This window comes from Pseudomonas sp. GW821-FHT02A08 (assembly GCF_059422045.1).
The window spans coordinates 14,412-32,462 of sequence record NZ_JBWKWD010000028.1 but is presented as its reverse complement, the minus strand read 5'-3'; the positions used below and the strand labels follow the sequence as shown (position 1 = coordinate 32,462).

17 protein-coding genes are annotated in these 18,051 nt (G+C 62.1%); 4 read left to right on the top strand and 13 right to left on the bottom strand.

The window, feature by feature from the left end; all coding sequences use genetic code 11:
- From AC07W4_RS19270 to AC07W4_RS19250, 5 genes are all read right to left on the bottom strand, one after another.
- Complete coding sequence (locus AC07W4_RS19270; RefSeq protein WP_102670073.1) at positions 1-918, bottom strand: ABC transporter permease; 918 nt, start codon at positions 916-918, stop codon at positions 1-3.
- Between the two features lie 31 nt (positions 919-949).
- The gene (locus tag AC07W4_RS19265; protein WP_495033582.1) at positions 950-2,092 is read right to left on the bottom strand and encodes an ABC transporter substrate-binding protein; all 1,143 of its coding nucleotides are present in this window, start codon (positions 2,090-2,092) and stop codon (positions 950-952) included.
- A 39-nt stretch (positions 2,093-2,131) separates the two neighbouring features.
- Positions 2,132-3,259 (bottom strand): ABC transporter ATP-binding protein, encoded by a 1,128-nt coding sequence (locus tag AC07W4_RS19260; protein ID WP_495033581.1) that lies wholly within the window; start codon positions 3,257-3,259, stop codon positions 2,132-2,134.
- Positions 3,260-3,446: 187 nt separating this feature from the next.
- Positions 3,447-3,935 carry an RES family NAD+ phosphorylase gene (locus tag AC07W4_RS19255; protein ID WP_095945699.1) on the bottom strand — a complete coding sequence of 163 codons (489 nt, stop codon included), beginning with the start codon at positions 3,933-3,935 and terminating at the stop codon, positions 3,447-3,449.
- Positions 3,932-4,417: an Xre family toxin-antitoxin system antitoxin gene (locus AC07W4_RS19250; protein WP_495033580.1), complete on the bottom strand. Its 486-nt coding sequence runs from the start codon at positions 4,415-4,417 to the stop codon at positions 3,932-3,934. Before AC07W4_RS19250 ends, AC07W4_RS19255 begins: the two co-directional genes overlap by 4 nt.
- Positions 4,418-4,997: 580 nt before the next feature.
- Here AC07W4_RS19250 and AC07W4_RS19245 point away from each other — a divergent pair.
- Positions 4,998-5,321, top strand: a complete 324-nt coding sequence (locus tag AC07W4_RS19245; protein ID WP_277537235.1) for a DUF6124 family protein — start codon at positions 4,998-5,000, stop codon at positions 5,319-5,321.
- 142 nt (positions 5,322-5,463) lie between these two features.
- Here AC07W4_RS19245 and AC07W4_RS19240 read toward each other — a convergent pair whose 3' ends face one another.
- Both AC07W4_RS19240 and AC07W4_RS19235 read right to left on the bottom strand, forming a co-directional pair.
- A complete protein-coding gene (locus tag AC07W4_RS19240) occupies positions 5,464-6,288 on the bottom strand; it encodes a helix-turn-helix transcriptional regulator (protein ID WP_495033579.1) in 825 nt (274 codons plus the stop codon).
- A 171-nt stretch (positions 6,289-6,459) separates the two neighbouring features.
- Positions 6,460-7,680, bottom strand: a complete 1,221-nt coding sequence (locus tag AC07W4_RS19235; RefSeq protein ID WP_495033578.1) for an MFS transporter — start codon at positions 7,678-7,680, stop codon at positions 6,460-6,462.
- Positions 7,681-7,814: 134 nt separating this feature from the next.
- On the opposite strand from AC07W4_RS19235, the gene AC07W4_RS19230 reads away from it, so the two are divergent.
- The gene (locus tag AC07W4_RS19230) at positions 7,815-8,588 is read left to right on the top strand and encodes an AraC family transcriptional regulator (protein ID WP_495033577.1); all 774 of its coding nucleotides are present in this window, start codon (positions 7,815-7,817) and stop codon (positions 8,586-8,588) included.
- A 53-nt stretch (positions 8,589-8,641) separates the two neighbouring features.
- On the opposite strand, the gene AC07W4_RS19225 is transcribed toward AC07W4_RS19230, so the two are convergent.
- Positions 8,642-9,979: a 2-hydroxycarboxylate transporter family protein gene (locus AC07W4_RS19225; RefSeq protein ID WP_495033576.1), complete on the bottom strand. Its 1,338-nt coding sequence runs from the start codon at positions 9,977-9,979 to the stop codon at positions 8,642-8,644.
- 128 nt (positions 9,980-10,107) lie between these two features.
- On the opposite strand from AC07W4_RS19225, the gene AC07W4_RS19220 reads away from it, so the two are divergent.
- Positions 10,108-11,025: a LysR substrate-binding domain-containing protein gene (locus AC07W4_RS19220; protein ID WP_008004747.1), complete on the top strand. Its 918-nt coding sequence runs from the start codon at positions 10,108-10,110 to the stop codon at positions 11,023-11,025.
- A 130-nt stretch (positions 11,026-11,155) separates the two neighbouring features.
- Here AC07W4_RS19220 and leuD read toward each other — a convergent pair whose 3' ends face one another.
- Together leuD and leuC are read right to left on the bottom strand one after the other, a co-directional pair.
- Positions 11,156-11,764, bottom strand: coding sequence for a 3-isopropylmalate dehydratase small subunit (gene leuD / locus AC07W4_RS19215; RefSeq protein ID WP_495033575.1), 609 nt, complete (start codon positions 11,762-11,764; stop codon positions 11,156-11,158).
- Between the two features lie 3 nt (positions 11,765-11,767).
- Complete coding sequence (leuC, locus tag AC07W4_RS19210) at positions 11,768-13,189, bottom strand: 3-isopropylmalate dehydratase large subunit (RefSeq protein WP_495033574.1); 1,422 nt, start codon at positions 13,187-13,189, stop codon at positions 11,768-11,770.
- Between the two features lie 250 nt (positions 13,190-13,439).
- Between leuC and AC07W4_RS19205 the strand changes: the two genes are divergently transcribed.
- Positions 13,440-14,063 carry an NIPSNAP family protein gene (locus AC07W4_RS19205; protein ID WP_495033573.1) on the top strand — a complete coding sequence of 208 codons (624 nt, stop codon included), beginning with the start codon at positions 13,440-13,442 and terminating at the stop codon, positions 14,061-14,063.
- A 24-nt stretch (positions 14,064-14,087) separates the two neighbouring features.
- Here AC07W4_RS19205 and AC07W4_RS19200 read toward each other — a convergent pair whose 3' ends face one another.
- The 3 genes from AC07W4_RS19200 to AC07W4_RS19190 form a co-directional block, all read right to left on the bottom strand.
- Complete coding sequence (locus tag AC07W4_RS19200; RefSeq protein WP_495033572.1) at positions 14,088-15,374, bottom strand: NAD(P)/FAD-dependent oxidoreductase; 1,287 nt, start codon at positions 15,372-15,374, stop codon at positions 14,088-14,090.
- A 3-nt stretch (positions 15,375-15,377) separates the two neighbouring features.
- A complete protein-coding gene (locus AC07W4_RS19195; RefSeq protein ID WP_495033571.1) occupies positions 15,378-16,949 on the bottom strand; it encodes an aldehyde dehydrogenase (NADP(+)) in 1,572 nt (523 codons plus the stop codon).
- Positions 16,950-17,055: 106 nt separating this feature from the next.
- Positions 17,056-18,003: a dihydrodipicolinate synthase family protein gene (locus AC07W4_RS19190; RefSeq protein ID WP_495033570.1), complete on the bottom strand. Its 948-nt coding sequence runs from the start codon at positions 18,001-18,003 to the stop codon at positions 17,056-17,058.
- Positions 18,004-18,051 lie beyond the last annotated feature (48 nt).

Here is an 18,051-nt window from a genome sequence, read left to right as displayed (position 1 = left end):
TCACAGGCCTCCGTCGGCAGGGCGGCCGCCATAGCGCGCCACCAGTTTCAAGTACACGCCGATGATCAGCAGCATCATCGCCACCAACGTCATGGCCAGTGCACTGCCGAACGGCCAGTTGCGCGATTGCAGGAACAGGTCGACCAGCGCGTTGCCGACAAAGAACACCTTGCCGCCGCCGAGAATGGCCGGGATCAGGAACTCGCCCATCAGCAGGATGAACACCAGCATCACCCCGGTGATGATCCCCGGCGCGGACAGCGGCAGGGTGATCCGGCGAAAGCTTTCGAAGGCACTGGCGCCCAGGTCCGCCGAGGCTTCGAGCAGGCGCTTGTCGAGTTTTTCCAGGCTGACGTAGATCGGGAACACCATCAGCGGCAGGTAGCCGTAGACGATGCCGATCAGCACCGCCCACGGCGTGTTGATCAGCCGCACATCCTCAAGCCCCAGGCTGGCCAGCAGTGCCGGAATGCCTTTGCCGCTGAGGATGAAAATCCACGCGTAGGTGCGGATCAGGAAACTGGTCCAGAACGGCACGATCACCAGGGTCAGCAGCAATGAGCGGTTTCTGGTGACCTTGACCGCGAGGAAGTACGCCAGCGGATAGGCCGCCACCAGGCACACCAAAGTGCCCAGCGGCGCGAGCATCAGCGTGTTGCTGAACGCTGCGCCGCGAGAACCGAGGTTCAGGTAGTTGGCCAGGGTGAAGCCACCGGCGTAACCGCCCACGGCGCTGCGCTCGCCGAAGCTGAAGACCAGGATGATCACCAGCGGCATCAACAACAGCAGCAAGAACCACAGGGTCGAAGGCAAGAGCATCAGCAGGGTGATGCGCCGGCCGAGGCTGCGCCGTTGGCGAACCTCGGCCGACAGGGCATGGCCCGGCTGCACCGTTTGCGGGTGGGCGGCGGCATTCATGGGTGACTCCTCATTGGCCATGTTCAAGCGATCAGGCGGACTTGAAACGCGCCATCAGTTCGGCGCGCGCCGGGCTGGTGAGCGTCGCGGCGGCACCGAACTCCAGCGGGCTCAGGGCCTCGGCGGCCGGGTACATGATCGGATCGTCGAGCATCGCCACCGGCAGCAGTGCGTCGACACGCTTGTCGCCGCTCGGGTAGCCGTGGCTCAGCACTTCGAGCTTGTTGTGCTGCGGGTCGAGCAAATAGTTGATGAAGGCGTAGGCGGCATCCTTGTGCTCCGAGCTTTTGGGAATCGCGAAGAAGTCGCTCCACAGCTCACCCCCTTCCTTGCCCAGTTCGAACTGCATTTGCGCGTTGTCGCGGTGCAGTTGCGAAGCGTCGCCGGTCCAGGACATCGCCAGCCAGGCATCGCCGCTGCGCATCGACGGCTGGATGTCGGAGTTGATCGCGAACAGGTGCGGCTTGACCTCGATCAGCAGCTTTTCCGCGTCGGCCAGTTCTTTCGGGTCCAGGGAGTTGAAGCTGTAGCCGAAGCTTTTCAGGGCATTGCCGATGGCGGTCAACTGGTAGTCGTGGACCATCGTGCGGCCACTGGCCGGGCCCTGGGCGGCGACCCAGAATTCCTTCCAGCTGGTCGGGCCGTTTTTCAGTTTGCCGGTGTCGTAGAGCATGCCGGTGGTGCCCCAGTTTTTCGGCACTGCGTAGACCTTGCCGTCCACCGTGCCCTGGGCCATGAACTTCTGCTGGAACGCCGAGGCGTCGAAGTTGGGAATGCGCGACAGGTCCAGCGGTTCGATCAGACCCAGCCCGACGTAGGTGCTGATGGTGTAGTTGGTTGGCACCAATACGTCCCAGCCGCTGCCGCCGGCCTGCAATTTGGCGAGCATTTCTTCGTTGGAGCCGAAAACACTCATCGACACCCGGGCGCCGGTGGTCTTGCTGAACGCGTCGAGGTTGTCCTGGCTGTGGTAGTTCGGCCAGGTCGCCAGCGACAGGCGATCACCGAGCCTGGTTTGCTCGGCAGCCTCGGCGCTGGAGGTCAACAGGCCGGGCATGTTGGTCGCGACCACGGCGGCGGCAATGCCGAGGCCGGTGCGGCCAAGGAACTCGCGGCGGCTGATCGAGCCGTTCTGCCAGCTGCGCAGGGTTTTTATAAAAGTCTTCTGGTCCATAGCACGCTCCACATCCGGTTGATGAAACGAATCGATGATTTACAACGCCATGGCCAACCCATTGGCGTGATCCCAGCCGACGCGCACTGGCGCGCCGTGTTCGAATGCATTGGCACCGTGGTCCTGCTGGCGCGGCACCCGCACGCAAACCACGCCGAAGGCCTGGGTGCGCACGCGGTATTCGGTTGAGTTACCCAGGTAGATGCGGTCCTCGACACAGCCTTGCAGCTTCACTTCCCGGGCCATCTCGGCGTTGGCGCTGGCGATGCTGATCAACTCCGGGCGCACGGCGATGCAACCGGCTGCATTGGCGCTCAGGCCTTTGCCGGTGGGCGTCAGTGGGCTGGTCAGCTCCAGGCCCTGCTCGGTACGCAGCACCACCGAGTTGCCGTTGAGCTGGCGCACGGTGCCGTCGAACAGGTTGGACTCGCCGATAAAGTCAGCCACGTAGCGACTGGCCGGGGCTTCGTAGAGTTGCTCCGGGGTGGCGGTCTGGATGATCGAACCGTTGTGCATCACGCTGATGCTGTCGCTCATCGACAGGGCTTCTTCCTGATCATGGGTGACCAGCACGAAGGTGATGCCGACCTCGCGCTGCAAACGCAGCAACTCCGACTGCATCTCCTTGCGCAGCTTGCGGTCCAGCGCGGCCAGCGGCTCGTCGAGCAGCAACACCGTCGGCTTGTTGACCAGAGCGCGGGCGAGGGCGACACGCTGTTGCTGGCCGCCGGAAAGCTCGCTCGGCTTGCGCTGGCCAAAGCCGCTCAGACGGACCATCTCCAGCGCTTCATCGGCCACGCGCAGTTGCTGTTTCTTGTCCGGGCGCGGATTGCGATAGCGCAGGCCGTAGGCAATGTTCTGCGCCACGGTCAGGTGCGGGAACAACGCGTAATGCTGGAACACCATGTTCACCGGCCGCTCGAACGCCGGCACCCCGGCCACGCTCTTGCCGGCCAGACGGACCTCGCCGCTGGTGGGCTGTTCGAAACCGGCGATCATGCGCAGGGTGGTGGTCTTGCCACAGCCCGAGCCGCCGAGAAAGGAATGAAACGAGCCACGCCGCACCGCGAAATCCAGACCGCTGACGGCCTGCACCTCGCCATAGCGTTTGACCACATTGCAGAATTCGATATCGCTTGGCGGGGTGTTGTTCACGCTGTTGTTCACGAGGCGGGCTCCCTTGCAGTGATGAATCAGTGCGTCGGGGGCCAAACTAGCAATGGGGGTTTTGCGGTGTATATATCCCTTGGGGGATAGGAGGGAAGTGGAGCAGGTGTTCAGTGGGTGTGAAGTGTAGAGATCACACGCGACTGGCTACATTTGAGGTTCTGATGGGCAAGGTCGACACTCTCATTCATTTCAGTAAGCGGGTATCCAGTCCAAAACGCTCCTGCGAAACAAGCTTGAATTGATCCGCTGCCAAATCACAACTTACCAGCAGGTTCCAGGAGTGGCGGGTAACCGCAGACGGGATAAGCACGAATGGGTGTTCGGCCAGTAGCTCATCAGCAAAATGCTGTTGATTGGGTGAAAGTTCAGACGGAATGAGCCAGTTCGGGTTCGGCACATCTTCGGGCTGAACAACCTTGATGACATTCGAATCCAGCACTTCGAAACACGTCAGCACATAAGGCACCCTGTCGAGCGTATCGAAGCCTGCGTGGGTGGCGACTTCTAAAATCGCAGTAGCTGGGTCAGCCGAAGCGTAAATAACCCGACGGCCAGGAGGGTTCCATCGGCCGCCGGATTGTTGCGCACCAATGCCGCTATCCCATGAGTCCTTGAAAACTGCACGGTCCAGACGCCAGGCGTGCCACTTCCCATCCCAAGGCAAAGGATTCATTGATAAACCCCATGTTCAATTCGGGTCAGATAGTCCTCTACCACCTGGAAACCCAGCGAGTTGTCGATCAGTTCCAGCGGAATATGACCCTCCAGGTACTTGCAGGGTTTTCTCAGCCAGTCCTCAGCCAACTGCTGATCGCCAAACACATTGATGGCGTGCTCGAGTACCTGTGCAAACTGAAAGGCGACGGTGCTTTGTTGCTGGTTCAGCCGAACTGGCTGGGTCTCCTTTGCCAAGCGCTGCACAGTTCTGAGGGATTTCCCGGTAATGCGCTGAACAAGGTCGTGTTCCATGTACAGGCCGGATATGGAAATCATGTCCCTGACGTCGCTCAGATCAAAGCCTTCCTGGGTGTATCGGATGATCAACATGCGCGTATCGCCACTACGGCCATGTAGCAGCACCTCAGTCGGCTTGCGGGCGAGACGCTTTGTCTCCGTCCCAACGACTTTATTTTCTGTGGATCTGACGGCGGGCATACCGATTACCTCCATGCGACATTTGACGTGATCATAACGCCAAATGTCGCCATCCGGGCAATTGACTTTGTCGACCCTTGTCTCGCGCATGTAATCGTTTCACCCTGAATATTGAGAGCGGCCAAGTTAATACTCACGCTTCCGACCGCCAACCTTAAAAGTACGTCGGATATTTCCTCCGCTTCCCTAAGAATTTCAACGCAGTGGATCGCGTAAATTCACGGCTGAGATGTTCGTGTTTAGTCGCTGTCAGCGTTACTTCCCGCAAGCTACAACACCTTGCGTCGTTGCCTACAGGTACGCCAGAATCCGCCGGCTTGTGCGCCTTGGGGCTGGGTTTTATCGTTGGCCGGTCGCTGAAAAAAAGCAGTGATCGGGTTTGGTAGCCCGGTTTTACAAGGTGCAACGCGTCACTATCAGCAGCGTTTTTCTGCTCTGCTGCTACATGGTGGTCATGCACAGGGCGTCTTCGGGCGCGCCGGTTTCCTTGTACCCGGTCTACCAACCTGCGTATGGCCACCACCCTACGTTTGGTAGCGTGAGAGTGATGGCTCCTTTTTACGGTACAAGGAGTTTCACTATGTTCAAGGTCACACCCAACCCGCCGGACACCGATCCGGCATCCCCGTGCGAAAGTCTCGATTACGACCTCAACCCCGGCCCCCAGATCATGGCGACGCCGCGCAAGCCCAGCACCATGTTCATCGTCAATCCCGAACTCAATACCGAAACCTTGCTGGTGCATGCCTGCGAGTCGCTGGCATCGGCCAATGTCATGGCCAACGATCTGGTGGATCATCTGGAGGGGACGAGTCGCAATGCGCTGTTGGGTATTGCGCAGGTGATCATGCTGGGTGAACTGGCGGTGAACCGGGCGCTGGATCGGCTCGATCCACCTGAATAACCACACCTATCCAGGCAACACAAAGACCTGTGGGAGCGGGCTTGCTCGCGAAAGCGGTGTGTCAGGCAACTTATGTGTCGGCTGAAATATTGCTTTCGCGAGCAAGCCCGCTCCCACAGGGTGTTGTGCTAGCCGACAGGTATCAGGCGTGCAACCTGAGGCCGGGCGCCTGCAACGGATCCTCCGTCAGCTCCCGAATGAACAACCCCAGCAACTCCGACTGGCTGCCAATCCCCAGTTTGGCGTAGATGTTCTTGCGGTGAATCTTCACCGTGCCGGGGCTGATGTTCAGTTGTTCGGCCACCGAGGCGCTGGAGTGGCCGCGCAGTAACAGTTGAACGATTTCCTGTTCGCGTCCGGTGAGGATGTGCGCGCCGAAGTGGTCGAAGGCTTCGCGGATCTTGAAGTCCAGGTCCTGCGCCGGGCGCGGTTGCTGGGCCTGACGCAAGCGCCAGGCTTCATTGATAATCTGCTCGACCACCGCTTGCGCACACTCGACCAACTGCATTTCGTCCCGGCTGAAGGCGCAACTGGCACTGGAGCGCATCAGCGACAAAACCGCCATGGCGCCACCTCCGAGGTCGACGAAAAACGCCACTTCCTCGGCCAGTCCGGTTTGCTGGTAATAGGTCAGGAAGTATTCGCCAAGGTAGAAGTGGTCGGGGGCGAACTGGCGCAGACGCCACAGCCCCGGCGCCTGCCCGCGTGTACAGGCCAGGTAGAACGGATCGAGCAGGTAAGGCCCGCACTGATAGTCGTCGACATACACCGCGCGCTTGTCCGCCGAGAACGTATCGAACAACGCCAGTGGCCGGTGATTGCCTTCGTAGACAAACAACACGAAATGATCGACCGGGCAGATTTGCCGCAGCCAGTGGCTCAACCCCGACAGCCGCCCATGCCCGGCAGGCAGGTCGAGCAGGTGGGCGACTCCGGTGGTCCAGAGTTTCAGTTCCTTGGGGCGCATGGCGACTACAGGCAGAAGAGGATGGCCTTTGGATGCACAAAGTACGCCATGGCGGGTTTGCCCATGTGGAGCGGGGTGGGTGGCGGCGCGTCGTGGAAAAGACGCACCGCAACAGGGACAGGTGTTACCGAGTGCTACAAGGTTGGTAGCAAAAGTGATCGGCTGAATCCTTCAGCGAGCGCTCCGGGTCGAAGGCAACAGGATCGTCAGAATTCCCAGCAGCGGCAGGAACGAACACAGCGTGTAGACGTACTCGATGCCATGGATATCCGCCAGATGCCCGAGCAACGCAGCACCGATCCCGCCGAACCCGAACATCAGGCCGAAGAACACCCCGGCGATCATGCCGACGTTGCCGGGCACCAGTTCCTGGGCGAAGACCACGATGGCCGAGAATGCCGAGGCGAGGATGAAGCCGATGATCATACTCAACACGCCCGTCCAGAACAGGTCGACGTAGGGCAGGGCAAGGGTGAACGGCGCTGCGCCGAGGATCGAGAACCAGATCACCCGCTTGCGGCCGATCCGGTCACCGATCGGGCCGCCAAAGAAGGTACCCGCCGCGACAGCGCCAAGAAACAGGAACAGGTACAGCTGCGAACTGGCCACCGACAGGTCGAATTTTTCGATCAGGTAGAAGGTGAAGTAACTGGTGAAGCTGGCCATGTAGAAGTATTTGGAAAACACCAACAGCGCCAGCACCACCAGGGCGAAGGTCACCCGCCGCTTGGACAGTCCGTGGGTGGCCTTGCTGCCTTGCTTGAGCTTGAACAGGTTCAGGTGATTGCGATACCAGCGGCTCAGGCCGTATTGCACGAGGATGGCGAACACCGCGAACAGGCCGAACCAGGCGACGTTGCCCTGGCCATAGGGAATGATGATCGCGGCGGCCAGCAAGGGGCCGAAGGCGCTGCCGGCGTTGCCACCGACCTGAAAGGTCGACTGCGCCAGGCCGTAGCGACCGCCCGAGGCCAGGCGCGCCACCCGCGAGGTCTCCGGGTGAAAGGTCGACGAGCCAACCCCCACCAGCGCCGAGGCCACGAGAATCGCCGGGAAACTGCCGACCATCGACAGCATCAGGATACCGATCAGGGTGCAGACCATGCCGGCCGGCAGCAGCCACGGTTTGGGATGACGGTCAGTGTAGAAGCCGATCCACGGTTGCAGCAATGAGGCGGTGAGCTGGAAGGTCAGGGTGATCAGCCCGACCTGGGTGAAGCTCAGGCCATAGCTGGCCTTGAGCATCGGATAGATCGACGGCAGCACGGCCTGGATCAGGTCGTTGATCAGGTGCGCCAGGGCACAGGCGCCGATGACGCGCATGACCAGGGGGCTGGCCTGGCTGGCGACCGAGACGGTGGGTGAGGGCGAGCTGAGGGTAGTGGTCGACATAGGCGGGTTTCCGGATAAAAAACGCGAGCCGCGAATGCAAGGCGCAGCCGATTTCAGGGTTCGGCGTTATCCTATGGCCCACAAAGTCGCCCGTCTCGCGCAGCTCGGGCACGGACCATCGCAAAAAGGGCGTCATGATCAAGCCATTGCAGACATTTCTTGCGGAGATCGACCAGGGCGGCTGGAGCGTTCGCAGCAGTGCGACCGACTACCCGGAAAACTGGTTTATCGCGCCGCATTCCCATGAAAAGCATCAACTGATCTATGCCATCGAAGGCGTGATGGTGGTGCACGCCGCCACCAGCCAATGGACAGTGCCGCCGAGCCGTGGCATCTGGATGCCGAGTGGGGAAGTGCACTCGATTCGCTGCGTGGGGCCGATCAAGATGCGCAGCGTGTTTGTGCACCCCGGCGCAAGCCCGGATCTGCCCGGCGAAACCCGGGCGGTGAGTGTGTCCGCATTGCTCAGTGAGCTGATCAAGGTCTCGGTGGATTTCGATTTCAATTGCGATCCGGACTCCCGGGAAGCCCGGGTGCTGCGGCTGATCCTGGACGAACTGACGATCCTGCCGACCTTGCCTTTGAACCTGCCGCAGCCCACCGATCAACGGATCAGCCAGATCTGTAGCGCATTGCAGCAAGACCCAGGCGATGGCTCGACCTTGTCGGACTGGAGCGCGCGGTTGAGCCTCGACGCCAAAACCATCCAGCGCCGCTTCCGCAAGGAAACCGGCATGACCTTCGGCCAATGGCGCCAGCAAGCGCGACTGCTGCTGGCGCTGGAGCGCATCGCCGTCGGGGAGAAGATCATCGACATCGCCGGGGAGCTGGGGTACGACAGCCCGAGCGCGTTCACCACCATGTTCAAGAAGCAGTTCGGCAAGACGCCGAGTGATTTTTTCAGGTGATGAAAAGGGAGTTCTCTTGCTCAAGAGAACTCCCTTCGGTCACCGGCACAGCGTCAAACAAAAAGCCGCAACAGTATCGTCGCCAGAATCACCGTCGAAGCCCCGCCAATGCGCGTGGAAATCTGCGCGAACGGCATCAGCGACATGCGGTTGGAAGCCGAGAGGATCGCCACGTCTCCGGTTCCGCCCAGGCCGCTGTGACAGCAGGTCACGATGGCCGATTCAATGGGGTACATCTTCATCAGGTTGCCAATGAAAAAGCCGGCCACGGTCATCGACACCACCACCGAGACGCACACCAGCACATAGCCGACCGAGAACACTTTCACTACGCTGTCCAGCGGCACGTAGAGCATGCCCAGGCCGATCATGACCGGCCAGATGAAGGCCGATGACACCAGCTTGTAAAAGGTGTTGGCGCCTTTCTCGAGTTTCTCCGGCAGCACCCGAAGGTACTTAAACAGCACCGCCACGAGGATCATCATTACCGGGCCGGGAATGCCCACGACTTTTTCCAGCAGGCCGCCGAGGACGAAGAACGCGCAGATCACCAGCACCCCGGCACCCATGACGCGGAAGTCGACAAGGGAGCCGGTGTCTTCCTTGACCTTGAATTTATCGTTCTCGTCCTTGGCGCGGATCAGCGAACCTTCACCATTGATGTTCGGGCGTTTGAGTGCCAGGCGCGCGAGAAAACCGGCACAGATGATCGCCGCGATGTTGCCGACCACGGCGGCGGGCGCCAGTTGCGCTACGTAGATATCCGGGGTGCCGCCGAGGATCGCCGAGTAGGCCAGCGACAGGGGCAGAATCCCTTCGCCGATCCCGCCGCCAATGATCGGCACGATGATGAAAAAGAACGTGTGGTGAAAGCTGTAGCCCACCAGTTTGCCGACCAGCAATCCGCTGGCAACGGCGGCCAGGGTGCCGACGAGCAGGGGAATGAACATCCGCAGCATGCCCTGGACCAGGATGAAACGACTCATCCCCAGAATGCTGCCGACCACCAGGCTGGCGATCACGAAGTACAGGAAGTTGGCTTCCTTCATGAGCATTTTGGTCGCGTCGATCGTCGCCGGCCCGAAGAAGCCGTAGAACACCAGGATCGAGGGCAGCATCAGGCACAGGATGGCGCCGCCGCCGATTTCCTTGAGGATCGGCAGACGCGACCCCAGTTGGCCGAAGAACACGCCCATGGTCATGATCACGGCGAGCCCGCCGATCATGTTCTTGGGCAGGAAGCCCAGATGGGCCGAGAGATAAACGATGACCGCGATGCCGAGAAAGATCGGCAGCGGGATGACGCCGATTTCGTAGGCGCAGAGGCTGCGCAGGCGTTGCACGAAACCGCCGTCGGGGGCGTTAAGGGTTTGCTCGTAGGGCTTGTTCATGTCGCGCTTTCCTCATGTTGTTTTTATCGAGGATTCAGAAACCACGGTTGGCCGGGGATGGATTGCCACTCGGTAGATCGATGCTATCCTTCGCGAATAACGCGATAAACAGCAAAAGTATGAGGCGTATGAACACGAATCGTGATCAATTTCCCTTGCCTGAAGACCTCAAGGTGTTCCTCACCGTCGTGCGCAAAAACGGCTTCGCCAGCGCCGCCGAGGAGCTGGGGTATTCGCCGGCCTACATCAGCAAACGCATTTCCGTGCTGGAAACCACGCTCTCGACCCGCCTGCTGCACCGCACGACAAGACGCATCGCGCTGACCGACGACGGCGAGCGGGTGCGGGTGTGGGCGGAGAAGTTGCTGGGTGACTTCGATGATTTCGTCGGCGAAATATCCGAGGCGCGGCAACAACCCATGGGCTCGTTGCACATCTGCAGCAGCTTCGGTTTTGGCCGCAACCATGTGGCGCCGGCTATTTGCGAGCTGTCGCAGACCTATCCGAAACTCGAGCTGCGCCTGGACGTATTCGACCGCGTGGTCGATATCGTTGGCGAGGGCTTCGATCTGGAGATTCGCGTGGGGGATGACCTGCCGGGCCAGCACCTGGGGCGCAAACTGGTGAGCAACCGGCGGGTGCTGTGTGCGACGCCCGAGTACCTGGAACGGCGCGGTGTGCCGCAGTCGCTGGCTGACCTCAAGGACCACGATTGCCTGGTGCTCAAGGAGCGCAACAACGCGTTCGGCGTGTGGAACCTGACGAAGGACGGGCAGGAAGAATCGGTGCGTGTCAGCGGGCCGTTATCCTCCAACAACGGTGAGATCGTGTTGCAGTGGGCCTTGAGTGGCGGCGGGATCCTGTTACGCTCGATGTGGGATGTGAAGCCGATGCTGGAGCAGGGGCGACTGGTGCAGGTGCTGCACGATTACACCCAGAGCGCCAACGTGTGGGCGGTATACCCGACGCGGCTGAGCCAGTCGGCCAAGCTGCGGGTTTGCGTTGAGTTTCTGGAGGAATATTTCCGTCATCTGTCGGTTGAGTGAACCACCGGCGTCATCATCCTCTGTAGGAGCGAGCTGGCTCGCGATGGATTCAAAAGCGCCGCGTTTAGCCAGTAAACACGCGTTATCGTTAACGACCATCGCGAGCAGGCTCGCTCCTACAGGATCCTTATCAGACCAGCCAGGGATTTTCCGCCAGGTGCCGGGCTTCGAACTGGCGAATCTGTTCGGCCCGTTGCAACGTGGTGCCAATGGCATCCAGCCCCAGCAGTAATGATTGCTTGCGCAGTTCATCGATCTCGAACGGGATCACGTTGCCGTCAGCCAGTTCGATGGTTTGCTCCGGCAGGTTGACGCTGATTCGAGCCGTTGCCGGGTTGCTGGTCAACGCGGCAATCTGCTTGAGTTGATCCTCGGTCAGCTGAATCGCCAACACCCCATTGCGCTGGCAATTGTCGTAGAAAATGCCGGCGAAGCTGGTGCCGATCAGTGCCCGGATGCCCACTTGTTTCAGGCCCCAGACCGCATGTTCGCGACTCGAACCACAGCCGAAATTGGCACCCACCACCAGAAACGCAGCCTCGCTCCAGGCCGGTTGATTGAGGATGAACCGCGGATCGGGTTCGCCGGACTCAAGGAACCTCAAGTCAAAGAACAGACCCTTGTCCAGACCCTTGCGATCGATCCCTTTGAGAAACTGCTTGGGCATGATCACGTCGGTGTCGATGTTGGCGGCCAGGAGCGGGGCGGCGCTGCCGCTGACGATAGCGAAAGGTTGCATGGTTCAAGCCTCCAGCGCGAAGGTGCGCACGTCGGTCAAGTGTCCGGTAATCGCTGCGGCGGCGACCATGGCCGGGCTCATCAAATGGGTGCGCGCGCCGGCGCCTTGCCGGCCTTCGAAGTTGCGGTTGGTGCTCGATGCACAGCGATCACCGGGGGCGAGCACATCGTCATTCATGGCCAGGCACATCGAGCAACCCGACTGGCGCCATTCAAAACCGGCGTCGAGGAATATCTGCGCCAGCCCTTCGTCTTCGGCCTGGTCACGCACCATCGTCGAGCCGGGAACAATCATGGCCCGCACGTGGGCTGCCACCCGTTTGCCGCGCACGACGCGGGCGACATCGCGCAGGTCTTCGATGCGCGCATTGGTGCAGGAGCCGATGAAAGCATGGCTGATCACCACGTCGCTGAGCGGCATGCCCGGTTCCAGGCCCATGTAGTTCAAGGCGCGTTGCATGCCCTGACGCAGGATCAGGTCCGGCTGCGCGGCCGGGTCCGGCACATGCCCGCCCACCGGTGCAGCCTGATCGGGGCTGGTGCCCCAGGTGACCATGGGTTCGAGCGTCGCGACATCCAGGGTGACTTCGCGATCGAACACCGCACCATCGTCGCTGTGCAGGCCGCGCCATTTTGCGATGGCCTGTTCCCACAGCTGGCCCTGGGGTGCGCGGGGCTTGTGTTGCAGGTAGGCGAAGACCTTGTCATCCGGGGCCATGAACGCACCTCGGGCGCCAGCCTCGACGGCCATGTTGCAAATGGTCATGCGTGCTTCGACGCTGAGGTCGCTGATCGCCGGGCCGGCGAATTCGATGGCATAGCCGGTGGCGCCTGAAGCGCCGATTTGCTCGATCAGGGCCATGATGATGTCCTTGGACGTCACGCCAGGCCCGAGCAGGCCATTGACCGTCACGCGCATCGTCTTCAGGCACTTGTAGACCAGGGTCTGCGAGGCCAGCAGGTGTTCGATTTCCGAGGTGCCGATGCCGAAACCGAAGGCACCCAGGGCACCGTAGGTGGTGGTGTGGCTGTCGCCGGCGGCAACGACCATGCCGGGCAGGATAAAGCCCTGCTCGGGGGCCACGACGTGCTCTATGCCCTGGCGCTTGTCCAGTACATCGAACAGTTCGATGCCGAAGTCGCGGCAGTTTTCTTCGAAATAGGACACCTGACGGGCACCGCCGGCGTCCGGCATGGTGGCAACGCGTGTCGGCGCCGTGGGATTGACGTGGTCGACCACCGCCAGCGTCGCGCTCGGCCGCCAGGCTTTGCGACCTGCGTCGCGCATGCCGCTGAAGGCTTGCGGGCTGGTGTATTCGTTGGCGACCTGGCGGTCGATGTACAGCAGCACATGGCCCTGATCGTCGAGGGCGCAGACGGTGTGACTGTCGATATGTTTCTGGTAGAGCGTTCTGGGGCTGTGCATGGTGTGGGCTCTTGTTGTCATGCGAGATCACGGAAACGTACCCACAGCATATTCGTCGCCATTCCTGCATCAAGCGCCATTAAGTGAAGGCATTGAACACGTTGTGTAAATAATCGATGGTTGCCCGGCGTAAAGAAATCACCTGGAACACTGGGGGAAATGCCGTAATCGATGGGGTTCGTCTCAATACCCTGTCGGCAGGGGCTGCCTTAGGCTGTGGGCTTTTGGCAATCAAGTCGGCGGAGTCGCTATGGGTTTTTTTGAACTGATCACTTTCACTGTGCGGGTGCGCACGGTTGCGCAAGCATTGGCGCAGATCGAGGCGGCGCTGGACGACCCGAATGTCGGCGGCACGCTGATGGGTTGCTGGGCCTCGGAGATCGGTCAGTTGAACCAGATTGCCGTGCTGCGCGGCTATGCCGACGAACACTCAAGGCAGGCGGAGCGCGAGCGTTTCCTGCTGGGAGGCGGGGCGTTTGGCATCAACGAGTGGATCACCGATCTGCGCATCGAAAACTACACGCTGTTTCCCTTCCTCGAACCCTTGAGCGCGGGGACGCACGGTCCATTCTACGAACTGCGTGTCTACGACCTGGTCAGCAGCGGGTTGCAGCCCACCCTCGACGGCTGGAGCAAAGCCATCGAGGCACGAACCGCCGAGCAGTATTCGCCGGTGTACGCGGCGTTTTACGCCACCGACGGCGCGCTGCCGCGCTATCTGCACATCTGGCCGTGGGCCAGCCTTGAGCAGCGCTTGCAGGTGCGCACCCAGGCGGTCGCCGACGGCGTCTGGCCGCCGGAAAACTCCGGCCCGCAATTGCGTGACATGCGCTCGACGATCTACCTGCCGGCGAAGTTTTCGCCCTTGCAATGACGAGGGCTCGGCTTGATTGGGGCCTCAGAAACGATCCAGCCGATACGGCGCAGTCGCCGGCAGGCCGTGAGGCTGGGCGTCGGTCAAGGGCGAGGCCATCTGCGCGATCATCTCCGCCGTGACCGCCGCCTGGGTCAACCCCAGGTGCTGATGGCCGAAGGCGAGCAGGACCTTGCCGTCGCACACCCGGTCGATGATCGGCAGGGAGTCGGGCAAGGAGGGTCGGAAACCCATCCATGGCGTCGCGGCTTCAGCACTCAGTTCACGCTTGAACAGGCCTTTGCTCAGTCGATGCAACTGCCAGGCGCGTTCCATGGTCGGTGGGCATTCGAGGCCGGCGAATTCGACGGTGCCGGCGAGGCGCAGCCCGTCGGCCATTGGCGTCATGATGAACTTGCGCTCCAGCGACGTGACGGCGAACGGCAGGCGCCCGTGTTCGTGGGGCAGCATCAGGTGATAGCCGCGCTCGGTGTCCAGCGGCACCTTCTTGCCGGTCAGCGCGGCGGTGAGCCTGGCGGAATGCGCGCCACAGGCTATCAGCACTTGTCGACTGCTGACGCGGCCCTGATCAGTGATCAACGACACACCGTGTTCATTCAATTGCCCGCCCTCGACCCGCTGCTTGAGGAACTGCACGCCGCTGTTTTTGGCCGCGTGCACCAGTTCGCCGACTACCTGGAAGGGATCGAGAAAATGCCCGGTGCGCGGGAAAAACAAGCCACCCCGGATCTGCTCGCTGAGTTGCGGCGCCGCATCGCTTACCGCCTTGGCCTGCCAGAAATCCACCGGCACTTGTTGCTGGCGCATGCGCGCCTGTAGCGCTTCGATGGCCTGCTGCGAGTCGGGGCGCTCGAATACCAGCAGCGAGCCGTCTGCCTTGAGCAACCCGGGGCGGTCGATGGTCTCCAGCAAGCGCTGCCAGGCACCCAGGCTGCCTTCATTGAGCGCGCGGATGCCGGCCACGGTGCGCTGGAACGGCGCCGGGCGCAGGTTCAGCAGCAGGCGTGTGAACCAGGGCAGGGCCCGGGGCATGTATTTCCAGTCCAGGCGCAGCGGGCCCATCGGGTCCAAGAGCATGGCGGGCAGGCGTTTGAGGATCGACAGATCGGCGATGGGGAACACCTGCTCGGTGGCCAGGTGCCCGGCATTGCCGAACGAGGCGCCACGGCCGGGCTCCTGTTGATCGATGACCACCACCCGCCGGCCCTGGCGCGCCAGGCGCAGGGCGCAAGCGACGCCGATGATCCCGGCGCCGATCACGGCAACGTCCGCCGTTGTTTGCGAATGGTTCAAAGGGGAATGGATCGACATGGCCTAGGCTTCTCTCTGGCCGTCGAGCAGACGGCGCAACTGCAACGGGTTGCCGTGCTTGAGCGCGGCCGGCAACAGGGCGTCCGGGAAGTCCTGATAGCAGACCGGGCGCAGGAACCGCAGGATGGCGGCGGTGCCGACCGAGGTGCTGCGGGCATCGGACGTCGCCGGGAACGGGCCGCCATGGACCATGGCATCGCATACCTCGACCCCGGTCGGCCAGCCATTGACCAACAGACGCCCGGCCTTGCGCTCCAGGGTCGGCAGCAAGGCCCTGGCGCTCTCCACGTCGGCATCGTCCAGGTGCAGGGTGGCGGTCAACTGGCCTTCCAGGTGTTCGATGACCTGGCGGATTTGCGCGTCGCTGGCGCATTGCACGATCAGCGATGCGGCGCCGAACATTTCCGCCTGCAAGGCCGGGTCGGCGAGAAAGTCGCTGGCCTGGGTGACGAACAGGTGGGCCTGGCACTGGTTCGGCGTTTCGCCCCGCAGGCCCCTTGCCACGGTTTGCGCGTGTTCGGCCAGCGAACCGACGCCGGACTCATAAGCGTTGAAGATGCCGGGGGTGAGCATGGTCTGCGCCGGGCTGTTCTGTAGCAGTTGCGCAGCTGTCTTGATGAAGCGCTCAAGGTCCGGGCCTTGGCGGGCAATCACCAGGCCAGGGTTGGTGCAGAACTGGCCGGCGCCCTGGGTGAGGGAGGCGACGAAGCCTTGCGCCAGTGTTTCGGCTCGCGATTGCAGGGCCGCCGGGAACAGCAACACCGGGTTGATCGAACTCATTTCCGCATACACCGGGATCGGCTCGGGACGCGCCTGGGCCGCGTTGCACAAGGCGATGCCACCGCTGCGCGAGCCGGTGAAACCCACGGCCTTGATGCGCGGATCGCTGACCAGAGCGATGCCCACTTCGCGGCCGGAGCCGTACAACAGCGAGAACACGCCTTCATGCAGCCCGCACAGTTTGACCGCACGGGCCACGGCGCGGCCCACCAGTTCGCCGGTGCCGGGGTGCGCGCCATGGGCCTTGACGATCACCGGGCAACCAGCGGCCAGCGCCGACGCGGTGTCACCGCCGGCGACGGAGAAGGCCAGGGGAAAGTTGCTGGCGCCGAACACCGCCACCGGGCCGAGCGGCACCTGACGCTGACGCAGGTCCGGGCGGGGCAGGGGCTGACGCTCCGGCAGCGCGGAGTCGACCCGTACATCCAGCCACTCACCGGCCCGCACGGTGCGGGCAAAGGTGCGCAATTGCTGGCAAGTGCGGCCCCGTTCACCCTGGATGCGCGGGCGTGGCAGGCCGGTCTCGGCCACGGCGCGGTCGATCAACGTATCGCCCAGGGCTTCGATTTCGCTGGCGATGGTTTCGAGGAATTCGGCGCGGGCCTCCAGGGACGTCGCGCGGTAGCTGTCCAGGGCACTCCAGGCCAGGGCGCAGGCCTGTTCGACGTGTTCGCCGCTGCCACCGTGATAGGTTGGTTCAAGGGGCAGGTCCGTGGCGGGATCGATGCCGTGGATCGCTTCGCGGTTACCGATGATGGCCTGTTGGCCGATCAACATGTTGCCTGTCAGAGTCATGGTCTTTCCTGAAAAAAAGAGGGGAGGCGTTTGCGAAAAAGCGCCGTACCGCCGTGGGCGAAAATAAAGGCGGCGCGCATTGGCACGCCGCTGTACAGGCTGGATGTCAGGCGAAGTTCTGCTCGCCCGACCACTGCTCGTACCACTGGCGGAACAGCGCGTACTGGTTCTCTGCGTAACGACGCTGGGCATCGCTGAGCGCATCGGTCTCGTTGAAGTGCAGGCTGTATTCCTTGTCGCCGTTGAGCACCATCAGGTGCTTGTAATAGAGCACCAGGTCGCAGCCCTCATCGAAGGACGACAGCACCGCCAGCGCGGATTCCAGCTCCCGTGCCTGGCGACGTGCCTTGGCATCGCCCTTGGCCGCTTGTTTGCTCAAGGCCACCAGGCGTAACACTTCGCGCGGCAGCGCGTTGCCGATGCCGGTGATGGCGCCGGTGGCGTTGCAGTTGACGAAGCCATGCACCACCTGGGTGTCGACACCGACCATCAGGGTCACGTCATCGTCCTTGGAGGTGATGTGCTCGGCGGCGTAGCGCAGGTCGGCGGCACCGCCGAACTCCTTGAAGCCGATCAGGTTCGGATACTCGCGGCGCAGTTCGAAGAACAGGTCGGCGCGGGTGGCGAAGCCGTAGTAAGGGCTGTTGTAGATCACCGCAGGCAAGCCTGGAGCGGCCTGGAGGATCGCGGCGAAGTGGGCTTTTTGCGCGGTGGCCGAAGCGCCGCGAGACAGCACGCGAGGGATGACCATCAAACCATGGGCGCCGACTTTGGCCGCGTGTGCCGCATGGGACACCGCTTCGCGACTGTTGACGGCACCGGTGCCGACGATGGTCGGAACGCCGGCGGCCACCAGGCGCGCCACGCCTTCCTGACGCTCGGCTTCGGTCAGCAGCGGCCAGTCACCCATGGAACCGCAATACACCACCGCGCTCATGCCAATGTCGATCAGCTCGCGACCCTTGGCCACCAGCGCGTCGAAGTCCGGCTTGCGCTCGGCGGTGCATGGGGTCATCAGTGCAGGGATGCAGCCAGTGAAAATGTTGTCGCTCATTGTTGTCACTCCTTGAAGCGTTTGTTCAGTTCGGTTGAGAGAAGAGGC